Below are 20,548 nucleotides of genomic sequence, written 5' to 3' on the forward strand. Positions count from 1 at the left end.
GATGGCGAAGATCACGCGCGAGAACTACGCCTCGCTCTATGGCCCCACCAAGGGTGACCGGGTTCGCCTGGCCGATACCGACCTGATCATCGAGATCGAGGAAGACCGCACCGTCTATGGTGATGAAGTCACCTTCGGCGGCGGCAAGGTCATTCGCGACGGCATGGGCCAGAGCCAGCGCAACGCGGTCGACGTCGCCGACCTGGTGATCACCAACGTCATCATCCTCGATCACTGGGGCATCATCAAAGCCGATGTCGGCATCAAGGACGGCCGCATCCAGGCGATCGGCAAGTCGGGCAATCCCGACATCCAGCCGGGCGTCGACATCATCATCGGCCCGGGCACCGACGTCATCGCCGGCGAAGGCAAGATCCTGACCGCCGGCGGCATCGACACCCATATCCACTTCATCGCGCCGCAGCAGGCCGAGGAAGCGCTGACGAGCGGCACGACGACGCTGGTCGGCGGCGGCACCGGCCCCTCGGTCGGCACGCTCGCCACCACCGTCACGCCCGGCCCGTGGTACATCCACCGCATGCTGGAAGCGATCGAGGCACTGCCGATCAATGTCGGCCTGCTCGGCAAGGGCAACGCCTCGCTGCCCGAACCGCTGCGCGAACAGGTCCGCGCCGGCGTCATCGGGCTGAAGCTGCATGAGGACTGGGGCACCACGCCCGCCGCGATCGACAACTGCCTGACGATTGCCGACGAGATGGACGTGCAGGTCGCCCTCCATTCCGACACGCTGAACGAGAGCGGCTTCGTCGCCGACACCTTCGCGGCGATGAAGGGCCGCGCCATCCACTCCTTCCACACGGAAGGCGCCGGCGGCGGCCACGCCCCCGACATCATCACGGCGGCAGGCCAGGAAAACATCCTGCCCTCCTCCACCAACCCGACTCGGCCCTACACGATCAACACGATCGACGAGCATCTCGACATGCTCATGGTCTGCCACCATCTGAGCCCGCAGATCCCCGAAGACGTCGCCTTCGCCGAATCCCGCATCCGCAAGGAGACGATCGCGGCCGAGGACATCCTGCACGATCTCGGCGCGTTCTCGATGATGTCGTCGGACTCGCAGGCCATGGGCCGCATCGGCGAAACCACGCTTCGCTGCTGGCAAACCGCGCACAAGATGAAGGTGCAGCGCGGGCCGCTGCCGGAAGACAGCGAGCGCAACGACAATTTCCGCTGCAAGCGCTACGTCGCCAAATATACGATCAACCCGGCCATCACCCATGGCTTCGCGCATGAGATCGGCTCGATCGAAGTCGGCAAGCGCGCGGATCTCGTGCTGTGGAAGTCGGCCTTCTTCGGCGTCAAGCCGTCGCTCGTCATCATGGGCGGCATGATCGCCACCGCGCCGATGGGCGACCCGAACGCCTCGATCTCGACGCCGCAGCCGGTGCATTACCGGCCGATGTACGGCGTGCTCGGCCGCGCCCGCGGCAAGACCGGCGTCACCTTCGTGTCGCAGGCGGCCCTCGACGACAACATTGGCGACAAGCTGCAGCTGCAGAAGCAACTCGTGGCGGTCAAGGGCACGCGCGGCGTGCGCAAGAAGGACATGATCCACAATTCGCTGACGCCGAAGATCGAGGTCGATCCGCAGAACTACCAGGTGCGCATCGACGGCGAGCTGATCACCTGCGAACCGGCGGAAACCCTGCCGATGGCGCAGCGCTACTTCCTGTTCTGACCGGCGCAGCACGCGACGCACACAATCCCCATCGGACCGGATACGTCCGGTGGGGTTTTCTTTTCAGGGGGCAGGATCCGACTTGCCGGAAATTGCCCCTTCGCCTCTCTTGGGAGAGGTTGGCGGAACGTGATTTTCCGTCACGCCACTGCAAGCTCCGCCATCATCCTGAGGTGCTTCGCGTCAGCGAAGCCTCGAAGGACGATCCAGCGAGACGCTGCCATTTGCAGCCAAACGCGGGCGGTGCGCTCTCGACCCTCCTTCGAGGCCCGGCTTTGCCGGGCACCTCAGGATGATGGCCGGAGATCGGGAAGAACATTGCGCAAGAATCTCCCGCCGGGAGAGGAAGAACGGCCTGGTCGCTTCAAGGCAGAACCATCGGCTCCAGGGGAGAAAGCCCGTGACCCAGACACAGACAGAATTTCCGTTCCAGGACCGGTTTCGCGACCATGCCACCCTCGGCTTCGTCGACTGGAGCCTGCGCGGCATCGGCCAGGTCGTGTTCCAGAACAACCCGCTTTCCGGTCTGATCATCCTTTTGGCGCTGTTCTTCAATTCGGCCGTTTATGGCGCGATCTGCATTCTCGGCGTCGTCGTGGCGACCGCCACCGCGGTCCTGCTCAAGGCCGACAGGGGCCTGATCCGCGACGGGCTGTTCGGCTTCAACGGCGCGCTGGTCGGGCTGGCGCTGGTCGCCTTCACCAGCGCGGATTTCCGCAGCGGCGCCATGCCGTCCTTCCATATGACGATCTACATCGTCTTCGCGGCGGCGATGACCACCATCGCCTTCTCGACCATCGCGACGCTGCTCGGGCCGCACAAGGTCGCGGCGCTGACCTCGCCCTTCGTGCTGGTCGGCTGGCTGTTCCTGTTCGCGGTGCTGAAGTTCGCGGCCATCGAAGCGGGGCCGCTCGCCAAGCCCGTCTCGCCCGACCAGTATGACGCGGCGATCGCCTATGCCCTGCCCACCTGGTACATGGGCATCGGCAACGCCATCGGGCAGATCTTCTTCCAGGACAACTGGATCGCCGGCTATCTGATCGTCATCGGCATCGCGGTGAACTCGCGCATTTCGGCGGGCATGGCGCTGATCGGCGCGGCCGGCGCGGCGCTCGTCGCCGGCGTGTTCGGCGGCCCCGAGGGCGCGATCCGCGACGGCCTGTTCGGCTACAATGCGGCGCTGACCGCGATCGCGCTGGGCGGCTTCTTTCTGGTGCTGACCTGGCGCAGCTTCGCCTACACGCTGTTCGGCATCGTCGTGACGACCTGGCTCTGGGCCTCTGTCGCGATCTTCCTGAAGCCGATCGGCATGCCGGTGCTGACCTCGACCTTCGTGCTCGTCACCTGGCTGATGCTGATCGGCCAATATGGCTTCAAGGCGCTGGTCCCGGTGCCGCCGGCCGAGGCGACGAACCCGGAGGACAACCGCGCGCGCTATCTCAGGGGCCCGCGCTAACGGCGCGGCCTTGCCTTCGGCGAATGTCGATCTAGCTTGCAGGGAGACGTCGCCAATTGGCGGCGCTTCCCGGTTTACGCGAGGCCCGTCATGAAGAGGACGCTCGTCTGGCTGGGTGGCATCGCCACCGTCGCCGCCCTTCTCGCCGCGTCCACCGGCGTGGCGACCGCCATCAGCCGAGGCAACATGCCGGCCTATTGCCGGGGCGAGGTTTCGGCCGTCTACGCCACCAGGCCGATGTATGTGAAAACCGGCAAGATCGTCAAAGCGCGGGATGGCAGCCTGTCGATCCATGGCACGGTCGACAAGGGCAGCGAGGGCATCAAGGCCTTCGCCTGCCGTTTCGACAGGAAGGGCAAGTTCATCGACGTCATGGCCATGACCAGCGACGGCGAATAGCCCGGGCCGGCGCGCCGCCAAAACGATTGTACCCCGATCGCCTCTGTCGGTAGAGTTGCCGAAACTGATTTGCGGCGGGCTCGAACCGAGCGTCCGCCCGCCATGCGGAGCGCGAAACCACCATGACGACCTGGCGGCATCCTTCCCGACGCACCCTGCTGCTGGGCTCCGGCGCGCTCCTTGCCGCCGCGTCGCTGGAACAGGCCGTGGCCGCCATCGTCGAGTCTGTCGACGCGCTGAAGCCGGGCGAGTTCACCTGGCACCCGGAGCGCTCGCCCTACGGTCCGGTGGCGATCGTCGTCTCGCTGCCCGACCAGCGCGTCTATGTCTATCGCAACGGCATTCGCATCGGCGTCTCGACTTGCTCGACTGGGAAGCCCGGCCACGACACGCCGACGGGCGTGTTCACCATCCTGCAGAAGGACAAGAACCACCACTCCTCGACCTATAATGAAGCGCCGATGCCGAACATGAACCGGCTGACCTGGTCCGGCGTCGCGCTGCATGCCGGACAGTTGCCGGGCTATCCGGCCTCGCATGGCTGCGTGCGCCTGCCCATGGATTTCTCGGCCAAGCTGTTCACCGTCACCCATGTCGGCACGCCGGTCATCATCGCCGACAGCGCCACCTTCCCCGAGACGGTGATCCATCCCGGCATGGTGCTCTCGACCGAGGCGGAGAAGGACTTCGACCACACGGTCTCGACGCTGAAGGAAAAGCAGATCCCCGCCTCGCCGCAGGCGCCCTACAGCCCGCCGGCGACCTCGATCATGATCTCCAGCGCCGACAGCCGGGTGATCGTGCTCGACGATGGCGAGATCGTCGCCGATGGCGGCGCCACCATCCTGCAGCCGTCGAAGCCGCTCGGCAACCACGTCTTCGTGCTGTCGCATCTCGATGCCGACGACAAGGAACTGCACTGGAAGCCGATCGGCTACAGCACCGATCCGAAGGTGACGGCGCAGAGCGCAGACCAGAGCACGCTGGCCCGCATCCGCGCCGACCGCAGCATCAACGACGCCATCCGCCAGCGGATGAAGCCGGGCGTCGTGCTGGTCACGGTCGACCTCCCGCTCAGCGCCGACAGCCGCTCGGGCAAGGATTTTGTCATTTTGAATGATCAGCACATGGCGTGAGGCGGGCACCGCTCCCCGAAGTACCGTCGAAGCAAGAGGCCCCGATCCCACTCCACCCTCGCCGTCATCCCGGACGACGCGCAGCGGCGATCCGGGACCCATGCAGCCGGGATTTCGGAAGGCTCGCACACGTTCGGCTTCAGCGGCATGGATCCTCGCTTCCTCGAGGATGACGCCGGCGTATGGGGCAGGAAAGCGAACCCACAGGCCGCCTCTTCACCTCTCCCTCAGGGAGAGCTGAAGGAACCTCGTGGTTCGTCCCTACGACCTAAACAGCCGCGAATACTGCGTTTCGTGCCAGGCGCTGGCCATCGCCATCGCGACCGAGACGTTGCCGATTTCGTCATCCTCCAGCGAGCGGGCAGTCGCCACGGCCCGCTCGATCACCGGCACCGCCTCGATGAGAATACGCTGGCCGGCGGTGTGGCCGAGCTTGACCAGGCGCAGCAGCGCTGCGACCTGGCCCTCGGCGATCGTCCACATCAGCCCCTTCAGCGCCGCCGCCGGCGAGACGTTCCAGTGATGCGCTGCAATCGCGAAGGCGGCCGGATAGCTCAAGGGCTGGCCGAGATAGAGCTGCGCCAGCGGCACTTCGAGATCGGCGAGCAGGCGAAGCAGCGCCTCGCCCATGCGGCGGTCCTCGAGCTGCAATTCGCGGCTCTCGCGCCCGGCGGAAAGCCAGGCGTCCGCATGGAGGAAGGCTTCCGCGTCGTCGCGCGCCAGCGCCTCGCTCATCCGCCAGAACAGCGCGCCGTCGAGCACGGCGAAAGAGTTTTCCAATGTGCCGTGGATCCATGTCCTTGCGGAAGGCTCGTCATGCACCCAGCCGGCCTCGGCGGCATATTCGAGGCCGCGCGAATAGGAGAAGGCGCCGACAGGCAGGCTCGGGCTGACCAGCCGCAGCAGATGCAGCGGGATCGTCTCCTCGGGGGGCGTGGTCATGCTCATGTCAGCCTGCGATCCAGAAGCCGGCGGGGCCGGTGCTCGCGAGATAGAGCGCGAGGAAATAGAACAGCACCACCATCGCATAGGTCTGGCCGTTGCCGGTATAGACCTGGCGGAAGGTGGCGGCGGTGGCGAGCGTGAAATCGGTGACGCCCTGCCAGAACAGGGTGGCGACCGGCGGCACGGCCACCTCGATCCCGCGGCGATAATAGGCGTAGAAGCGGGCGAGATTGCCCGTGCGACCGACGCCGCTGCGATAGACGAGCCACGCGATGACGCCGAGCGCGGCCGCCACCGCGACGGCGATCAGCATCACCGGCGTCGGGTTCCAATAGCCGTAGATCGTGTAGAGCGACATGCCCTCCCAGACCAGCGTCGAGGCGAATTGCGGATCGATCGCCGCCGAGACGGGATCCATCAGCAGCTTCGGATAGAGCGACAGCACCAGGATGCCGACGACCAGCAGCGCCTGCGGCACCAGCAGCGCGATCGGCAATTCGCGCACGCTCTCCTGCCCGCGCTGGCGCTTGCCCAGGAACAGGCCGGCGACGAGGCGGATCATGTAGAGGAAACCGAGGAAGGTGGCGAAAAGCCCGGCGGCGGCGAGGAAGTTCCAGCCCTTGTCGGTCATGGCCGAGAGCAGCAGCCATTTGCCGCCAAAGCCCATCAGCGGCGGCAGGCCCGACATCGAGACGATGGCGACCACGAACAGGATGAAGGTAATGGGCATGGCGCGCGCCAGCCCGCCCGTCTCGCCGAACGAGCGCGTTCCGGTCCGCAGGATAATGCCGGCGACGGCGAGGAACAATATGCCCTTCACCATCATGTGGTTGGCGACGAGATACAGCGCGGTGACCCAGCCGAGATGGCTCATCAGCGCGATCGCGGTGACGATGTAGCCGAGCTGGCTCATGCTGGAATAGGCGAGCAGACGCTTGAAGTCGGTCTGGCGCAGGGCCATCACCGCGCCGGCGATGGTCGTCAGCATGCCGATCCAGGCCATGCCATGCGCCAGTTCCAGCGCCGCTTGCGAGCGGATCGCCAGATAGGTGCCGGTCAGCAGGCCGAAGATCGCCACCTTGCTGACCACGGCCGAGAGCATGGCGGTGAAATCATCATCCGCTTCCGCATAGGCGCCCGGCAGCCAGACATGCACGCCGATGGCGCCGGCCTTGATCAGGAAGCCGATGCCGAGCAGCACCAGCGCCGTGGTGGCGTCGGGGCCGGCGGTCAGCAGCGCCGAAAGGCTGGTGGTGCCGCTGACCGAGGCGATGCCGGCGAAGCCCGCCAGCAGGAAGAAGGCCGAGAGCAACGAGAACAGCAGGAAGGTCAGCACATGCGGCCCCGCCCCCCTGCCCTTGGCGATGAGGAAGCAGGAGGCGAGCGTGACGATTTCCCAGCTGAAGAAGAATTCGAGGCTGGTGGTCGAGCGCAGCAGTGCCGGGATCGAGAGCAGCAGCACCGCCAGCATCGGGAAATAGCCGGGGCGCGGATCGTCGCGATAGAGGCTGGCGGCCGCGATGACGAGACTGCCGCCGAGCAGCAGCACGGCGAACAGCCGGGCGATTCCGGTGGCGCTTTCGGCCAGCCAGAAGCCGACCAGCGTCACGGCGATCAGCATCAGCACGGCCTTCAACCGGCCGGGCAGCCGGTCGAGCGCACAGAGAACGACGCCGACGGCGAGCGGCGCAAAGATCCAGAGCGACGCCGCGCCGGAAATCCGCGCGGCGATATAGCCGGCGACGACGAGCAGCAGAGCGATGCCGTAGACCGGCAGCAGCGCCACCGTATCCGGCCTCGCCTCGGCCCGCGCGTCGGACGGGCGCATGGCGCGGACGAACCAGTGGAACATGTAGGCGGCTTCGAGCAGCGAGCCGGTCAGGATCACGGCGATCCAAGGCAGCTTGCCGGCGCTGGTCAGTTGCATCACCAGCTCCCACTTGGCCCAGAAGCCGGGGAATGGCGGCAGGCCGGCGATCGCGACCATGAAGAGCGCCAGAAGCGCGAGCAGAAGCGGCCGGCCGGAGAGGCTGGTGCGCGCGTCGACTTCATCCTGGCGCAGGACCCCGGCGAGCCAGAACAGGCCGGCCTTGGCGAGCAGGTGGTTGACGAACAGGCCGCCGACGACGAGCGGGATCGATGCCTCGGCGCCGATTTCCGTCAGCAGCGCCAGGGCCAGCATCATCAGCCCCATCTGGCTGATCGAAGAATAGCCGAGCATCCGCTGGACCTTGGTCTGGGTGCAGCCGATCAGGTTGGAGAACAGGAAGCTGATGCCACCGGAGATGGCGATGATGCCGAGCTGGTCCTGGAACAGCGGCAGCAGCTTCATCAGCGCGAAGAACACGCCGGCGGAAACGCCGACCGAGACCATCGCGGCGATGCCGCTCGGCGCGGTCTCGTAAACGTCGAGGCCCCAGCCATTGGCCGGGAACGGCTTCAGCTCGATGACGAGGCAGGCGAGCACCATGAGGAGCGCCGTGGTGCCGATCGGCCCGGTGATCTCGGCGCGATGTTCGATCAGCGCGTCGATGTTGAGCGTGCCGGTGACGTAGTAGAGCAGCACCGAACCGAGCAGGAACAGGGTCGAGGCGATGACCGTCGCCATGATGTATTTGAACGCTGCCGAAACCGCGGCGGAGCGGCGTTCGAGCCCGAGCAGGCCGTAGGTTGCGATCGAGACAATCTCCAGGAAGACGAAGAGATTGAACAGATCGCGGGTCATCACCATGCCGTCTATGCCCATCACCAGGATGAGATAGAGAAGCAGCGCGCCGTAATTTCCCTTGAGCCGATCCCACAGATGCAGCGCGCCGAGCAGCGCCACGAGATTGACACCGAAGGTGAAGAAGCCTTCCCAGAGGCCGAAGCGGAGATTGATCGACAGCGGCGGCTGCGAACCGGCCGTGAGCACCTCGATCGTGGGCCCGCCTTGCAGCAGGCCGGCGAACGATACGCCGCTGACCGCGACGATGCCGATCAGCGCGACGAAGAAGCCGGCATGCAGCCACGGCTTGCCGAGCCGGTAGAGCAGCGGGATGACGAAACCGCCGCCGAGGCCGAGCAGGAAGATGTTCAGCGGATGGAAAAGCGCCTCTACCATTTCGACTCCGTGAACGCGTCGATGGAGAGCGTCTTCTTGGCGGCGTAGAGGCGGATGGCGTAGGCGAGCATGACGGCGGTGACCGAAAGGCCGATGACGATGGCCGTCACCACCAGCGCCGAGGGGATCGGGTCGATGGCGCGGTGCGGCGCATCGGCCGGGCTTAAGGCCACGTCGAGGATCGGTGCGGTGCCGGCGGTGATGTAGCCCGTCGCGACCATGACGAGGTGCAGCCCGGTATCCATCACGGCGAAGCCGATGATGATGCGCAGGATGTTGCGGTGGGTCAGCATGCCCCAGATGCCGATCAGCGCCAGCGCGAAGCCGGTAATCAGCAGGATGGTGGAAACCGGTAGACCTGTCGTCATGTCCCCACTCAACTTCTGAAACGGTCGATGATGACGCTGAGCTCGGCGCCGACCTTGATGCCGAGCAGCGCCGAAATGATCGGGATCGCTCCGGCGCTGATGAAGGCGCCCAAGGTACCGATCGGCAGGAAGCGCGGATCGAGGAAACCGCCCGCCAGTACCAGCCCCAGAATGCCGAGGCAGACATAGAACACGCCGGCGAAGGATTCGACGATCGAAAGCAAGGCGACGTTGAGCTTCATGCCCGGCCGCGACAGAAGCATCAGCATGACGCCGGAGGCGACGATGGCGCCGCCCTGGAAACCGCCGCCGGCCGAGAGATGGCCGTTGACGATGACATAGGCGCCGAAGGTGAAGATCAGCGGCAGCAGAACCTCCGTGCCGGTGCGGACGATCTCGCTTGGCTCCCGCTGCGACGCGGTCTCCTCGTCTTCCACCGGCTCGGCACCCCGGGCCGATTTTACTGCCATGGTGCCGGTGGTCACGGCCCGCGCGCTGGCATTGGCCTTCGCCGCTGCCGCTCGGGCGGCGGCGGCCCTTGCCGCCTCCGTCCTGGCGAGCACCGGCTTCGCGGCCGCAGTCTTCTCGCCGGTGACCTTGTCGCTGGAAACCTTGGCGACGGACGCCTTGCCGTCGTCCTTCTTCAGCAGCAGGCCGACGCTGGCCGCCACCATGAACAGCACCGCCACTTCGCCCAGCGTGTCGAAGCCGCGATAGGTGATGAGGATGCCGGTGATGATGTTGGGCGTGCCAAGCTCGACCGGCGCGCGGGTGACATAATCGAGCGCCAGCGGCCGCAGCGCGTCCAGCTCGACATAGCCGCCCACCATGCGCGCGAAGATCAGCCCGAACAGCAGGACGAGGATCGCGACGAGGATGTGGCGCATCATGAGCGCTTCCTCCGCCCGGCATTCTTGGCCGGAGGCTTCGCCCCGTTCCCGTCCGCCTCGTCCTCGGCCAGCATGTCGACGCCGGTGGTGGGGGTCATCGGCGTTCGGATGCGGTAGGCGGCGCGCGACAGCGCGTGCGACGAGATCGGGTTGGTCATCAGCACGAAATAGATCGCGAGGATCAGCTTGAAGGTCCAGCCGGGGTGGTAGAAGGCAAGCCCGATCAGCACCAGCATGTTGCCGAGCGTCGTCGCCTTGGTCCCGGACTGGATGCGGGTGAAGGCGTCCGGCATGCGCAAGATGCCGACGCCGGCCGAAAACAGGAAGATGGCGCCGGCCAGGATGAACAGGCTGCCGATGATCTCGATCATGGCTCAGCCCTTCCCGTTGCCGGTTTTACGGATGGCATACAGGAAGATGAAGGTGGCGAGGCCGGAGCCGATCGCCGCCTCCGCCATCGCCACGTCGGGGGCGGCGAGCAGCAGGAACGACACAGCCGCGAACAGGCTCGCCAAGCCGGACGCGACCATGGCGGGCATCACATCCTTGAGGCAGACGGCCAGCACGCCGCTGACGAGGATGCTGGCGCAGACCAGGAGAAGCAGGAACTCGAGCACGCTAGAGCCCCTTTTCCAGGAAACGCGCGATCGCCAGCACCGCCAGGAAGCTGAGCAGGCCATAGACCAGCGCCACGTCGATATAGACGAAGCGGCCGGAGACATGCGCGTAGAGGGCGATCAGCGAGATCGAGATGACGGTGAGCATGTCGATGGCGACGATACGGTCGACCAGCGTCCTGCCGATGACGAGACGGATCACGCCGCACAGGATGGCGAGAAAGATCAGGATCGCGGCGATCTGGATGATGAACTCAGCCAAAGACTTTCTCCAGATGCGTCTCGAACGGGCCGGCGAGCGCTTCGGTCGCCTTGTCGAGATCGGTCGTCTGGACGTCGAGCCAGTGGATGTACAGGGTCTCGCCCTTGATATCGAGGACGAGCGACCCGGGCGTCAGCGCGATGGTATTGGCGAGCGCCAGCCGGCCGATCGGCGACTTCAATTTCGTGCGTATCCTGACGATTCCGGGATGGATATCGATGCGCGGCGCATAGACGATGCGCATCATCGTGATGTTGGCCTTGACCAGCTCGACCAGGAAGGTGCCGCTATAGGCGAGGAAGTGATAGAAGCCGGCCGGCGTCCAGCGGATGCGGCACCAGGCGTCGCTGCTCGCGGTGAAGACATAGGCCAGCGCCAGGGTGATCACCGCGCCAACAAGGGCGACTTCGACGGCCAGCGTGGAATTGGCGACCATCCAGACGACGAACAGCACCAGCCAGAGGCTGAGCATGCCCTGCGGCGCGACGGATTTGCGACGGTCTTGATCCATGTCCTTCACCCCCGAGCGACCCGGCAGACTCTAGATTGCGGCGATGTCGCATGCAATTCGCAGCGAGATGCTGGAGGCGGCGCGCCATTCATTTTATGCTAACCATGACAAATATTTAGGGAGAAGCGGCCATGCAGCGCGTGACGGTGACGATCGACGACGACCTGCTGGAAGGCATCGACGCGCTTTGCCAGAGCAAGGGCTATCAGAGCCGGTCGGAAGCGCTGCGCGACATCATCCGCTCGGAGTTCTCGCGCGCCCAGGCGGCGGCGACCGAGGCGGCCGGCGCGGACGAGATCTGCCATGCGACGCTGACCTATGTCTACAATCACGAGACCCGGGCGCTGGCGAGCCGGCTGACCACCAACCATCATCACCATTCCGACATGTCGATCTCGACCACCCATGTCCATATGGACCATGACAATTGCCTCGAGGTCTCGATCCTGCGCGGCACGGTTTCGAAGCTGCAGGCCTTCGCCGACAGCGTGATCAGCCAGCGCGGCGTGCGCCACGGCGCCCTGCACATCATGCCGGTCGAACATGCCGAGCCGGAACAGGGCCACACGCATCGTCACCACGAGCATGAGCATGACCACGGCCACGGCCACGATCACGTTCATGGGGAGGATCGCGGGCACAGCCATGACTAGAGCTTCTCTTCCGGCTTGTCGGCCTTGCGCCACTGGATCGCCGTGATCACCGGCGCCAGCACGGAGGCGACGATGCCGGCCGCGAAGCCGTTGTTGTAGAGATTGAGCCCGCCATGCAGCACGCCGACCGCCTGCGCGGCGGAGGAATGCACGAAGCCGGCGACGATGCCCCAATACCAGCCGAAGCGGCCGGCGATCGGCGCCAGCGTCGTGCCGAACAGCGCCGCCAGCACGATCGACGGATCGGAAGCGCTCCAGGGCTTGGCCAGCGAACCGATGAAGACGCCGACCATGATCGGCAACACGTTCTTGGGATGCTTGCCGTAGGCGGCGAAGCCGACCATCGTGAAGATCGCGCCGATCACCGGGCCGTTCAGGTCGCCGCCGACCAGCAGCACATAGACCATGCCGATCGCGCCGGTGACGCCCATGTTGACGAGCGTCGGGCCGATGCCGACCAGCGCTACGAAATCGCTCGGCGACTGGCCGGAGAGCGCCAGGATCTCCTTCATCTTGCCAAGCGAAGCGCGGTCGACATAGAGCCCGCCCGCGACGAGGCCGAGAAACAGTACGGTCAGGAACGAGCCGAGCAACAGGTTGTTGCCGGTGGTCCAGATGAAGACGGGATCGGGCACGAAGCCGTAGGACTTGTAGATCGCCACGACCAGCGTGCCGACGATGCCGGCGGTGAACCCCATATTGTAGAGGCTGAAGCCCATATGGGCCTTGAACAGCTGCGCGGCGGCGGGCGGCAGCATGAAGCCCATCAGCAGCCCCGTCGCGACCCCGAGCGGCAGGCCGATCGACATCGGAAGCGCGGTCGAGAACAGGATCTCGGAGAACACCGGCGCCAGAGCACAGCCGAAGAAGGCCGTGTTGATGTGGGCCGAAAAGTCTTCCTGCTTGTAGTGCGAGTAGAGATAGACGCCGCCGAGGATCGGCCAGATGTTGATGAGGTTCTTGCCGAACAGTCCGAAGCCCAGCACCAGCATCAGGCAGGCGATCGAGGCGCCGCCGATCTGCGCCCGGGCAAGGCGGTAGATCCCGGCGGAAACCAGCGTCAGCAGGCCGGCATTGACGAAGGCCGCGCCCATGCCGCCGACGCCGATATAGTCGGTGATCAGCGTGTCGCGGGCGAGCAGGATCTTGACGAGGCCGGGCACGATGTCGCCCGGCGGCGAGACGACAAGGCCGAAGGCCACGAACAGGGCGGCGACAAGGACGACGATGCCGAGCAGGCCGTCATTGGAGAGCTCGGGCGTCGCCTCCTGCAGGGTCGCATTCGATGCGCTCATGATGTGATTCCGTCGCCTGATCCGCCGTCGCGTCGCACGGCAGGCTCGCCCGTATCATGGCAGAGGCGTCTCGGAAATTAAAACCTCGCGCGGCGCCTCAGACTGAGACGCAGCGCACAGGGAGCGGACGCAGAGCCATCCGCTCCGCGACGCTCAGAGGGGATGCGCGCCGAGGCCGACCGGCAGCGAGCCTTCGACATCATGCTCGAAATGCACATGGGCGTGGCTGTGATGGTGCGGATGCTGGTGGACGCTGCCACGGTGGCCGCGACCGTCCTTCAAAAGCAGCGCGCAGGTGGCGAAGCGCGCCATGAAATGCGCGTCATGCGCAACAATGATCATCGCCTGCGGCAATGCTTCGAGAATGTCGCTGAGCCGGGCATAGGCGTCGGGATCGAGCCCCACGGTCGGCTCGTCCAGCAGCAGCACTTCCGGCTGCATGGCGAGCACGGCGGCGATCGAAACCAGCCGCTTCTCGCCGCCCGACAGCCGGTGCGTCACCCGGTCGGCGAGATGGCCGAGCTCGAGCGAGCGCAAGGTCGCCCGCGCCGTCTCATAAGCCTCCTCGCGCGATTGCCCGAGATTGAGCGGCCCGAAGGCCACGTCCTCGATCACGGTCGGGCAGAAGAGCTGGTCGTCGGCATCCTGAAACACGAGGCCGGCCCGCACGCGCACACTGCGGAAATCCGCCTCGGAGCGCCGCACCGCGCCAAACGCCTCGACCGTGCCGGCGCTGGCCGGGATGAAGCCGGTGATGACGTGCAGCAGCGTGCTCTTTCCGGCGCCATTGGCGCCGAGCAGCACCATGCGCTCGCCCGCGTTGAGCACGAGATCGACGCCGTCGAGCACGGGCCTGGCGGCGGCATAGCCGGCGACGATGCCGGAAAGGCGGATCAGCGGCGGGGGCAGCGCGTTCATTCAGCCGAACTCCAGCCAGGCCAGGGCGATGAGCAGCACCGGCCAGAGGAAGATGAAGAGACGATCGGCGCGTTCCAGGGGGCGCTGCGCGAAGGCGGGAAACTGGCCGGAAAAGCCGCGCGCCCGCATCGCCCAGGCGACCCGCTCGGCCCGCTCGGCACTGCGCACGACCAGCATGCCGAGCAGATGCCCGAGGCTGCGCCAGCTATGGCGATTGCTGCCGGCACGAAAACCGCGCGCCCGCATCGCCCGCCGCAACCGGGCATATTCCTCGTGGAAGACGCCGACATAGCGCACGGTGAGCTGGAACAGATGGGCGATGCGCGGGGGCACGCCGATGCCGCTCATGGCGCCGGCGAGCCGCATCGTGCCCATGGTCGAGAGCAGCGCCGCCGCCATCAGCACGCCGGCATTGACCCGGACGATGATGACGATAGCGCGGCGGACGCCCTCCTCCGAGACCGGCAGACCGAGGAGGCTGAACAGCGCATGCCCCGGCATGGTGAGCGGCAGGGTCAGCAGCAGGAACAGCAGGAAACCCTCGACCGCCGTCAGCCGGCGCAGCGTCGCGCGGAACGGCAGGCGCGCGAAGAACGCGGCGCCCCCGGCCGCCACCAAGGCGGCGGCGAGAGCGGGCGCCGTATGCAGCACCGCGAGCAGCGCCAGGAAGGTAATCGCGGCCGCCAGCCGGACGCGCGGATCGATGGCGGCGAGCGGGCCCGCATCGCGGTTTTCCGCGAAGATGGCCGTGGCGCTCGCCTTGCCGCTCATGACGGGCGATCTTTCGCAGGACGGCGCGACTTCAGGAAGGCCACCAGCCCGAAGATCCCGACGATGTAGCCGATGCCGCCGACGATGTCCTGGATCCGCAGGGCGGATTGCAGCGCGTCGATCTGGGCGGCGAGCGGCGCGACCTTGCGCGCCACGGCGATCTCGAGATCGGCCATCGACACGGCAGGCGCTGCGGCGGGGGCAGGTATCGAGGCGGCACCCGACGGGGCATCGCCGGCTAGCGCGGCGGAAGCCGATGGGACGGCCGCGGGCGAGTTCGAATCCAGTTCTGAGGCCGCAACGGTGAAGCGCGCGACGTGACCGTCTTCCGCGTCGACTGTGACGGTGATGTCGCCGGTCCCCGTCGCCTTCAGCGCGAACTTGCCATCCGGCCCGGTCTTGCCCGATTGCAGCACTTGATCGGCCTTTTCGCGCAGGGTGACGTCGACGCCGGCGGCCGGCCCGCTGCCGACAAAATAGGCTTCGCCCTCGATGCTCGACCCGATCGCCGAGGCGAACACCTTGAGCCGGTGCGCCGAGGCCGGGCCGGCGGCAACGAGAAGCGCCGCCGTCGCCAGCAGCAGCAGGCGGATACGATCAGGATGAGGCGGCAATCTTGCCTCCCCGCCGCAGGGCGCGCGCGCCGAGCATGTCCGGGCTGACCCGGGCCAGGAAGCCGCAGGCAAAGCCGGTGATGATGGCCTCGCCGACCAGCAGCGGGCCATAGGAGAGGAGCACGATGCGCGCCGAAAGCGTGTAGCTGGAATCGCTCAGCGTCAGCACCAGCGCCACCAGGACGGCGGTGGTCGCGACCGAGAGCGCCGCCACGACGGCGCCGACCCATGCCGCGCGGCGCGGCGTGGCATCGACGAGCAGAGGCGCGAACAGCATCGCCCAGAGCACGCCGGGCAGCGCGATATCCATCGTGTTGACGCCGAGCGTCGTGACGCCGCCGAATCCGAAGAACACCGCCTGCAGCACCAGCCCGACGAAGACGGCGGGCACGGCCGCCCAGCCGATGATCAGCCCCATCAATCCGGACAGCAGCAGATGGACGCTGGTCGGCCCGACGGCGACGCTGATCAGGCTGGCGACGAAGAACAGCGCCGCCAGAACGGCGACGCGCGGCAGGCTGTCCTCGTCGAGCTTCTTCAGCGCATAGGCCAGGGCCGCGGCGGTCACGATCCCGCCGCCCGCCAGCACGGGAACCGACAAGACGCCATCCGGAATATGAGCCATACAGGCCTCCGCCTCGCTTGCTTCACCTCGCCCCGAGGGAGAGGGTAGAGCCGGCTTCCCCGAAAGGGGCGCTATTTCATGTCCCGGGCCTGGACCCAGATCAGACCGCCAAGCTCGACCGGCTTGGGCTCTCCGTCCGGATCCGGCAGCTGGTAATCGGCATCGACAAGGGCGGCGAAACCCCACCAGCCGGCGCGCGGCATGGCGTAGTGGAACACGCCCTGCCCGTCCGCCTTGACCACCTGGGTGACGAAGGCATCGGCCGGCGGCGTGACGGAGCCGTCATTGACCCACTCGACCTCGACTTCGGCGAACGGCACGGGCTCGCCATTGCGGCGCACGACGCCGCTGAACAGATTGCCGGTCCAGAGCCCGTTCGGGCGCGCAAGCGGCTCGATCTCGACGGGAAGGCCGACCGGCCGGTCCCAGTCCGAGCCCCAGCCGAACGCATCGACGACGACCTTGGCGTAATGGATGATCGACTTGCCCTCGGCCGGCTCCCAATAGGGCTTCGGCTCGACGAAGAAGGTGTAGGCGCCCGGCTTGGCCGGCTTGTAGCGGGTCTTCCAGGCCATCTTGCCGTCGCGCGGCGCCTCGACCAGCGTTCCCAGCAGATCCGTCTCCCCCTCGGAGGTCACGACTCCGAAGCGGACGGGCCTGGCCATGTCCATGGTCGGGCCGCGATCCATGGGATGGGTGAAGACCAGGTCGAGGTCCAGCGCCTTGTCCTCGGCGCCGAAATTATCGGTCGAGGGCAGGATCTCCTGGAAATGCGCCTGCGCCAGGGAGGGAGTGGCGATGGCGGCGACCAAGGCAACGATGCGTACGAACTTCACAACCATTCCTCGCTTCCAGACCGTCTGGATGTGAGGATTGTATCGGAATGTCATACGCGTCAAGCGCCGAATGCACGTTTTCGACGGACCGGACCGGTTTATGCAACCCTGCGTCAGTAGGCGATGTAAACGCCGAGCTGCACGGCATGGCTATCCTCGCCGCCGGCAAAGCGGCCGGCGTAACTGACGAAGCCGCTGGCGCCATAGACCAGACCGAAATCGAGACCGGCATCCACCGTGGCGGCATCACGGCCGGGTCCGATGCCCGCGATCTGGAACGTATCGCTGCCGGCAAAAGCCATCCCCAGCGTCGGCGTCTGGTCCGAGAAGGAATGTGTCCAGGCGACCGCGACGCGCGGCTTGATCCAGAGGCCGTGGTCGAGATCGAAGCGATGGCTGGCCCGGAGGCCGAGCGTGGTGCCACAGCCCGAAAGCGCGCCGCCGGACGAGGAAAGATTGGCGGCGCCCGCGCCATCCTCTGTGAAGCCGTCGAGATCGGTGCGAGCGCAGGCGAAGCCCGCCATCGGCTCGACCTCGCTGGCGCCGAAGCGCAGGACATAGCCGAGTTCGGCGAAGGCCTGCGCGGTCCAGCCGTCATGGCTGCTATTCGCCGTGCCGTTGAGCGGGGAGACGTGGATCTGCCGCTCGACGTCGAGCTCGTGCAGCGCCATGGCGACGCCGCCGCGCACGCGCAGGGCTTCGTAGTTCCACTGGCCGTAGCCGGCCAGGATGAAGGATTGCAGGTCGGCGGAGCTGTCGCGGTCGTCGAGCGAGATCTTGCCCTTGTCCATGCCGACGGCGAGGCCGACGCGGACGTTCTCCGTGGTGCGGTCGATACCGGCCAGGATGCCGGCCGAATGGCGCGACCCGCCGGCGGCGTTGCCGTCACCGTCGAAGTTGGTCTGCGCGCCATAGCCGGTGAGCCAGGGCGTATAGCCCTCGACCCAGCCAGAATTGCGCATCCGGTTCAGAAGCGTCGCCCGCGTCTGCTCGCCCTGCGCCTGCAGGGTGCCGAGCGCGGTCGCGTGGATCTCGCCGGAGAGATTGTCGAAGGCGGCGCGCGCCGTCGCCACTTCGAGCGGCAGCACGGCGTCATGGACCGCATTGCCGGGGCCGAGTTGCTCCACGGCCCCACCCGTCGCCCTCTGGTTCGGCGTCGCGCCGACCGAGGCGAAGGTCGTGTCGTTGCGATCGAGCGTGAGGCTGATCATCTGCGTCGTTTGGTCGAGCGTCGGGTCGAGAAAGGCGTAGTCGGAAAGCGTGTTGCCGAAGGTACCCGTGATCGTGCCGGTGGCGGAAAGGATCGTGTAGGAGGTGCCGACCTGCAGCGGCACGGCCGAGACCGCCAGCTTGAGCGTGCTGCCGTCGATATCGACGTCGCCCTCGACCGAGACCCGGCTCATGCCATTGGCCGTGACGGTGGTGCGCAAGGTGGACGTCGCTTGCAGCGCCAGGTCGCCCCCGATCGTGAGCGTGCCGGCCGGGGACGCGGCGTGGCCGCCGGAAAGGATGCCGGCGACCGTGGTCGCGCCCACCGTGCCGATGCCGGATAACGTGCCGTTCGCTCCGACCACGACGGAGGAATCCGCGATGCCGCCATCGACCTGCAGCGTGCCGCCGGTGATCGTCGTCGTGCCCTGGTAGGTGTTGTCGGCGGTCAGCGCCAAGGTACCGGCGCCGAACTTGTTCAGCCCGCCCTCGCCCGAGATCAGGCCGGAAAACACCGTCGACGTGCCGTCGCCGCCCACCGAGAGCGCGCTGGTCGCCGCGTTCAGCGTGACCGCGCCGGCGCCGGCCAGCGAGCCGATCGTCGCCTTGAAACCGGCGAGATCCAGCGTCGCGCCGGCAGCGATGGTGAAGGCCGACTTTTCCGCCAGCGCGTCATCGGCGGCCGCCTGCAGCGTGCCGGCCTGCACATCGGTGCGGCCGGTATAGAGGCTGACGCCGCCGAGGCTGAGCGTGCCGGTGCCGACCTTGACCAGCGAGCCGCCTGTGCCACCGCCTATGCCGCCATCCTCGATGGTGCCGTCGACCGTGGTCGAGAGATTGCCGCTGCCCACGGTCAGCACCTTGCCGCCGAGCCGGAACGTGCCGGCTCCCTCGATGGTACCGACGGCGATGCCGCTGGCGACCTGCGAGAAATCGACCGTCGCATCCTCATCCGCGATCAGATGGGCGGTGCCGCCCGTGGCATTGCCGGCAAAGGTGGTAAGGCCGCCGCCGCCCGTGGTGATCGTGACCGTGCCGGCCGAACTCGAACCGGAGAAGTCGACGCGGCCGGCATTGTTGATGGTCGATTGGGCGGCCGTGCTGTTGCCGGAGAAGGCGATCGCCGAGCCCATATTGTTGATCAGGTCGGACGAGCCGGCCGAGCTGGAGCCGGAAAAAGCGACCGAGCCGCTGTTGCCGATGCGGGCATTGCCGGCCGTGCTCGTCTCCGTAAACAGGATCGAGCCGCCTTCATTGTTGGCGACGAAGCCGGTCGCGGCCGTGCTGGAGCCCTTGAACGTCACCTGGCCGCTGTTCGACAGCAGCGCCACGGCGCTGAGCGAGGCCTGCTCGGAAAAGACGATCGCGCCGGTGGCGTTGTTGGTGAGCGTCGCGATGCCGGCGCTGCTGGTGCCGGCGAAATTGACGATACCGCTATTGTTGAGCGAGGCGCCGGCCAAGGTGCTGGCGTCGAGGAAATCGACCACCCCGGTGGTGTTGTTGGTGATCTCGGCCGTGCCGGCGCTGGAGGCGTCGGTGAACTCCATCCTGCCGTTGACGGTCAGCTTCGAGGTGCCGGCCGTGCTGTCATCGGCGAAGGTGAGCGTGCCGCTGGCATTGGTGACGAAGGTGGCGCCCCCGGCCGTCGACGAGCCGCTGAACAGCGTCGCGCCGTTGTTGGTGACCTTGGCGGTGCCGGCGCTGGCCGTGCCGCTGAAACCAAGCAAACCGCCGCCATTGTTGACGATGGTCGAATTGCCGGCCGTGCTCGCATCGCCGAAGGACAGGCTGCCCGTGCCGTTATTGGTCAGGATGGCGTCGGCGGCGGTGCTGGCATCATAGAAATAGGTCGAGCCGCCGGAATTGTTGATGATGTTGGCCTGGTCGGCGGTGCTGGTGTCGTTGAAGCGGACCGTATCGCCGTCATTCGCGGTGATCTGTTCCGACCCGGCCGACTCGGTGCCGTTGAACTCGCGATCGGAGGCCGCCTGCGCCGTTGCCGGCAGCAACAGGCCTAGCCACAGGGGCGCAAACGCCCAGGACCACGCCGCAGCCCGAGGGGACGCGACCGGTCGGGGCGCGACGAAGCGGCCTGCCTCGCGTCGACCGGAACTGAAATCTCGCCGCCCAACCATGTCGCCGCCTCGATACCCGCCATCGGCCCCAAGGCCTTGCGAAGGCATCGGGATTCCCGACGATAGGTGACGCGATGCGCCTTAAACTATGGTTAACAAG

Annotated in this window: 20 protein-coding genes; 5 read left to right on the plus strand and 15 right to left on the minus strand. The window is 66.6% G+C overall.

Annotated elements, in window-relative coordinates:
- Window position 1 precedes the first annotated feature (1 nt).
- The 4 genes from ureC (at window position 2) to OSH10_RS02705 (ending at window position 4,696) form a co-directional block, all read left to right on the plus strand.
- Window positions 2-1,705, plus strand: coding sequence for an urease subunit alpha (gene ureC / locus OSH10_RS02690; protein WP_266329974.1), 1,704 nt, complete (start codon window positions 2-4; stop codon window positions 1,703-1,705).
- A gap of 400 nt (window positions 1,706-2,105) precedes the next feature.
- A complete protein-coding gene (locus OSH10_RS02695) occupies window positions 2,106-3,161 on the plus strand; it encodes an urea transporter (protein WP_266329975.1) in 1,056 nt (351 codons plus the stop codon).
- A gap of 90 nt (window positions 3,162-3,251) precedes the next feature.
- Window positions 3,252-3,560, plus strand: coding sequence for a hypothetical protein (locus OSH10_RS02700; RefSeq protein ID WP_266329976.1), 309 nt, complete (start codon window positions 3,252-3,254; stop codon window positions 3,558-3,560).
- Between the two features lie 122 nt (window positions 3,561-3,682).
- A complete protein-coding gene (locus OSH10_RS02705; RefSeq protein WP_266329977.1) occupies window positions 3,683-4,696 on the plus strand; it encodes a L,D-transpeptidase in 1,014 nt (337 codons plus the stop codon).
- 261 nt (window positions 4,697-4,957) lie between these two features.
- Here the strand turns inward: OSH10_RS02705 and OSH10_RS02710 are convergent, their stop codons facing one another.
- Genes OSH10_RS02710 through OSH10_RS02745 form a run of 8 tightly spaced genes read right to left on the minus strand, consistent with a single transcriptional unit; the run spans window position 4,958 to window position 11,392 of the window.
- A complete protein-coding gene (locus OSH10_RS02710) occupies window positions 4,958-5,638 on the minus strand; it encodes an urease accessory protein UreF (RefSeq protein WP_266329979.1) in 681 nt (226 codons plus the stop codon).
- 7 nt (window positions 5,639-5,645) lie between these two features.
- Complete coding sequence (locus tag OSH10_RS02715) at window positions 5,646-8,744, minus strand: complex I subunit 5 family protein (protein WP_266329980.1); 3,099 nt, start codon at window positions 8,742-8,744, stop codon at window positions 5,646-5,648.
- The gene (locus tag OSH10_RS02720; RefSeq protein ID WP_266329981.1) at window positions 8,738-9,112 is read right to left on the minus strand and encodes a sodium:proton antiporter; all 375 of its coding nucleotides are present in this window, start codon (window positions 9,110-9,112) and stop codon (window positions 8,738-8,740) included. Before OSH10_RS02720 ends, OSH10_RS02715 begins: the two co-directional genes overlap by 7 nt.
- A gap of 8 nt (window positions 9,113-9,120) precedes the next feature.
- Complete coding sequence (mbhE, locus tag OSH10_RS02725; protein WP_266329982.1) at window positions 9,121-10,002, minus strand: hydrogen gas-evolving membrane-bound hydrogenase subunit E; 882 nt, start codon at window positions 10,000-10,002, stop codon at window positions 9,121-9,123.
- Window positions 9,999-10,373 carry a monovalent cation/H(+) antiporter subunit G gene (gene mnhG, locus OSH10_RS02730; protein ID WP_266329983.1) on the minus strand — a complete coding sequence of 125 codons (375 nt, stop codon included), beginning with the start codon at window positions 10,371-10,373 and terminating at the stop codon, window positions 9,999-10,001. The genes mbhE and mnhG overlap by 4 nt, the downstream gene beginning before the upstream one ends.
- Window positions 10,374-10,376: 3 nt before the next feature.
- Window positions 10,377-10,619: a hydrogenase subunit MbhD domain-containing protein gene (locus OSH10_RS02735; RefSeq protein ID WP_266329984.1), complete on the minus strand. Its 243-nt coding sequence runs from the start codon at window positions 10,617-10,619 to the stop codon at window positions 10,377-10,379.
- Window position 10,620: 1 nt separating this feature from the next.
- Window positions 10,621-10,881 (minus strand): monovalent cation/H+ antiporter complex subunit F, encoded by a 261-nt coding sequence (locus OSH10_RS02740; RefSeq protein WP_266329985.1) that lies wholly within the window; start codon window positions 10,879-10,881, stop codon window positions 10,621-10,623.
- Window positions 10,874-11,392 carry a Na+/H+ antiporter subunit E gene (locus OSH10_RS02745; protein ID WP_266329986.1) on the minus strand — a complete coding sequence of 173 codons (519 nt, stop codon included), beginning with the start codon at window positions 11,390-11,392 and terminating at the stop codon, window positions 10,874-10,876. Before OSH10_RS02745 ends, OSH10_RS02740 begins: the two co-directional genes overlap by 8 nt.
- A gap of 131 nt (window positions 11,393-11,523) precedes the next feature.
- On the opposite strand from OSH10_RS02745, the gene nikR reads away from it, so the two are divergent.
- Window positions 11,524-12,045 (plus strand): nickel-responsive transcriptional regulator NikR, encoded by a 522-nt coding sequence (nikR, locus tag OSH10_RS02750; protein WP_266329987.1) that lies wholly within the window; start codon window positions 11,524-11,526, stop codon window positions 12,043-12,045.
- On the opposite strand, the gene OSH10_RS02755 is transcribed toward nikR, so the two are convergent.
- From OSH10_RS02755 to OSH10_RS02785, 7 genes are all read right to left on the minus strand, one after another.
- On the minus strand, window positions 12,042-13,340 hold the full coding sequence (locus OSH10_RS02755; protein WP_266329988.1) for a DUF1576 domain-containing protein: 1,299 nt from the start codon (window positions 13,338-13,340) through the stop codon (window positions 12,042-12,044). The two genes, nikR and OSH10_RS02755, sit on opposite strands and share 4 nt — an antisense overlap.
- 153 nt (window positions 13,341-13,493) lie before the next feature.
- On the minus strand, window positions 13,494-14,258 hold the full coding sequence (locus OSH10_RS02760; protein ID WP_266329990.1) for an energy-coupling factor ABC transporter ATP-binding protein: 765 nt from the start codon (window positions 14,256-14,258) through the stop codon (window positions 13,494-13,496).
- Window positions 14,259-15,029: a cobalt ECF transporter T component CbiQ gene (gene cbiQ / locus OSH10_RS02765; protein ID WP_266329992.1), complete on the minus strand. Its 771-nt coding sequence runs from the start codon at window positions 15,027-15,029 to the stop codon at window positions 14,259-14,261.
- Window positions 15,026-15,643: a peptidase associated/transthyretin-like domain-containing protein gene (locus OSH10_RS02770; protein ID WP_266329993.1), complete on the minus strand. Its 618-nt coding sequence runs from the start codon at window positions 15,641-15,643 to the stop codon at window positions 15,026-15,028. The genes cbiQ and OSH10_RS02770 overlap by 4 nt, the downstream gene beginning before the upstream one ends.
- Entirely contained in the window at window positions 15,627-16,268 is a 642-nt protein-coding gene (gene cbiM / locus OSH10_RS02775; RefSeq protein WP_266329994.1) for a cobalt transporter CbiM, read from the minus strand. The genes OSH10_RS02770 and cbiM overlap by 17 nt, the downstream gene beginning before the upstream one ends.
- A 71-nt stretch (window positions 16,269-16,339) precedes the next feature.
- Complete coding sequence (locus tag OSH10_RS02780) at window positions 16,340-17,110, minus strand: DUF4198 domain-containing protein (protein WP_266329995.1); 771 nt, start codon at window positions 17,108-17,110, stop codon at window positions 16,340-16,342.
- Window positions 17,111-17,217: 107 nt separating this feature from the next.
- Entirely contained in the window at window positions 17,218-20,322 is a 3,105-nt protein-coding gene (locus tag OSH10_RS02785) for an autotransporter outer membrane beta-barrel domain-containing protein (RefSeq protein WP_266329996.1), read from the minus strand.
- Between the last annotated feature and the right edge of the window lie 226 nt (window positions 20,323-20,548).

The organism is Kaistia defluvii (assembly GCF_026343955.1).
Classification (GTDB): domain Bacteria; phylum Pseudomonadota; class Alphaproteobacteria; order Rhizobiales; family Kaistiaceae; genus Kaistia; species Kaistia defluvii.

Bases quoted from the DNA above. Each gene is read 5' to 3' on its own strand.
- ureC (WP_266329974.1), top strand. From the start codon at position 2: ATGGCGAAGATCACGCGCGAGAACTACGCCTCGCTCTATGGCCCCACC.
- OSH10_RS02700 (WP_266329976.1), top strand. From the start codon at position 3,252: ATGAAGAGGACGCTCGTCTGGCTGGGTGGCATCGCCACCGTCGCCGCC.
- OSH10_RS02705 (WP_266329977.1), top strand. From the start codon at position 3,683: ATGACGACCTGGCGGCATCCTTCCCGACGCACCCTGCTGCTGGGCTCC.
- OSH10_RS02710 (WP_266329979.1), bottom strand. From the start codon at position 5,638: ATGACCACGCCCCCCGAGGAGACGATCCCGCTGCATCTGCTGCGGCTG.
- OSH10_RS02715 (WP_266329980.1), bottom strand. From the start codon at position 8,744: ATGGTAGAGGCGCTTTTCCATCCGCTGAACATCTTCCTGCTCGGCCTC.
- OSH10_RS02720 (WP_266329981.1), bottom strand. From the start codon at position 9,112: ATGACGACAGGTCTACCGGTTTCCACCATCCTGCTGATTACCGGCTTC.
- mbhE (WP_266329982.1), bottom strand. From the start codon at position 10,002: ATGATGCGCCACATCCTCGTCGCGATCCTCGTCCTGCTGTTCGGGCTG.
- mnhG (WP_266329983.1), bottom strand. From the start codon at position 10,373: ATGATCGAGATCATCGGCAGCCTGTTCATCCTGGCCGGCGCCATCTTC.
- OSH10_RS02745 (WP_266329986.1), bottom strand. From the start codon at position 11,392: ATGGATCAAGACCGTCGCAAATCCGTCGCGCCGCAGGGCATGCTCAGC.
- nikR (WP_266329987.1), top strand. From the start codon at position 11,524: ATGCAGCGCGTGACGGTGACGATCGACGACGACCTGCTGGAAGGCATC.
- OSH10_RS02755 (WP_266329988.1), bottom strand. From the start codon at position 13,340: ATGAGCGCATCGAATGCGACCCTGCAGGAGGCGACGCCCGAGCTCTCC.
- OSH10_RS02760 (WP_266329990.1), bottom strand. From the start codon at position 14,258: ATGAACGCGCTGCCCCCGCCGCTGATCCGCCTTTCCGGCATCGTCGCC.
- cbiQ (WP_266329992.1), bottom strand. From the start codon at position 15,029: ATGAGCGGCAAGGCGAGCGCCACGGCCATCTTCGCGGAAAACCGCGAT.
- cbiM (WP_266329994.1), bottom strand. From the start codon at position 16,268: ATGGCTCATATTCCGGATGGCGTCTTGTCGGTTCCCGTGCTGGCGGGC.
- OSH10_RS02780 (WP_266329995.1), bottom strand. From the start codon at position 17,110: ATGGTTGTGAAGTTCGTACGCATCGTTGCCTTGGTCGCCGCCATCGCC.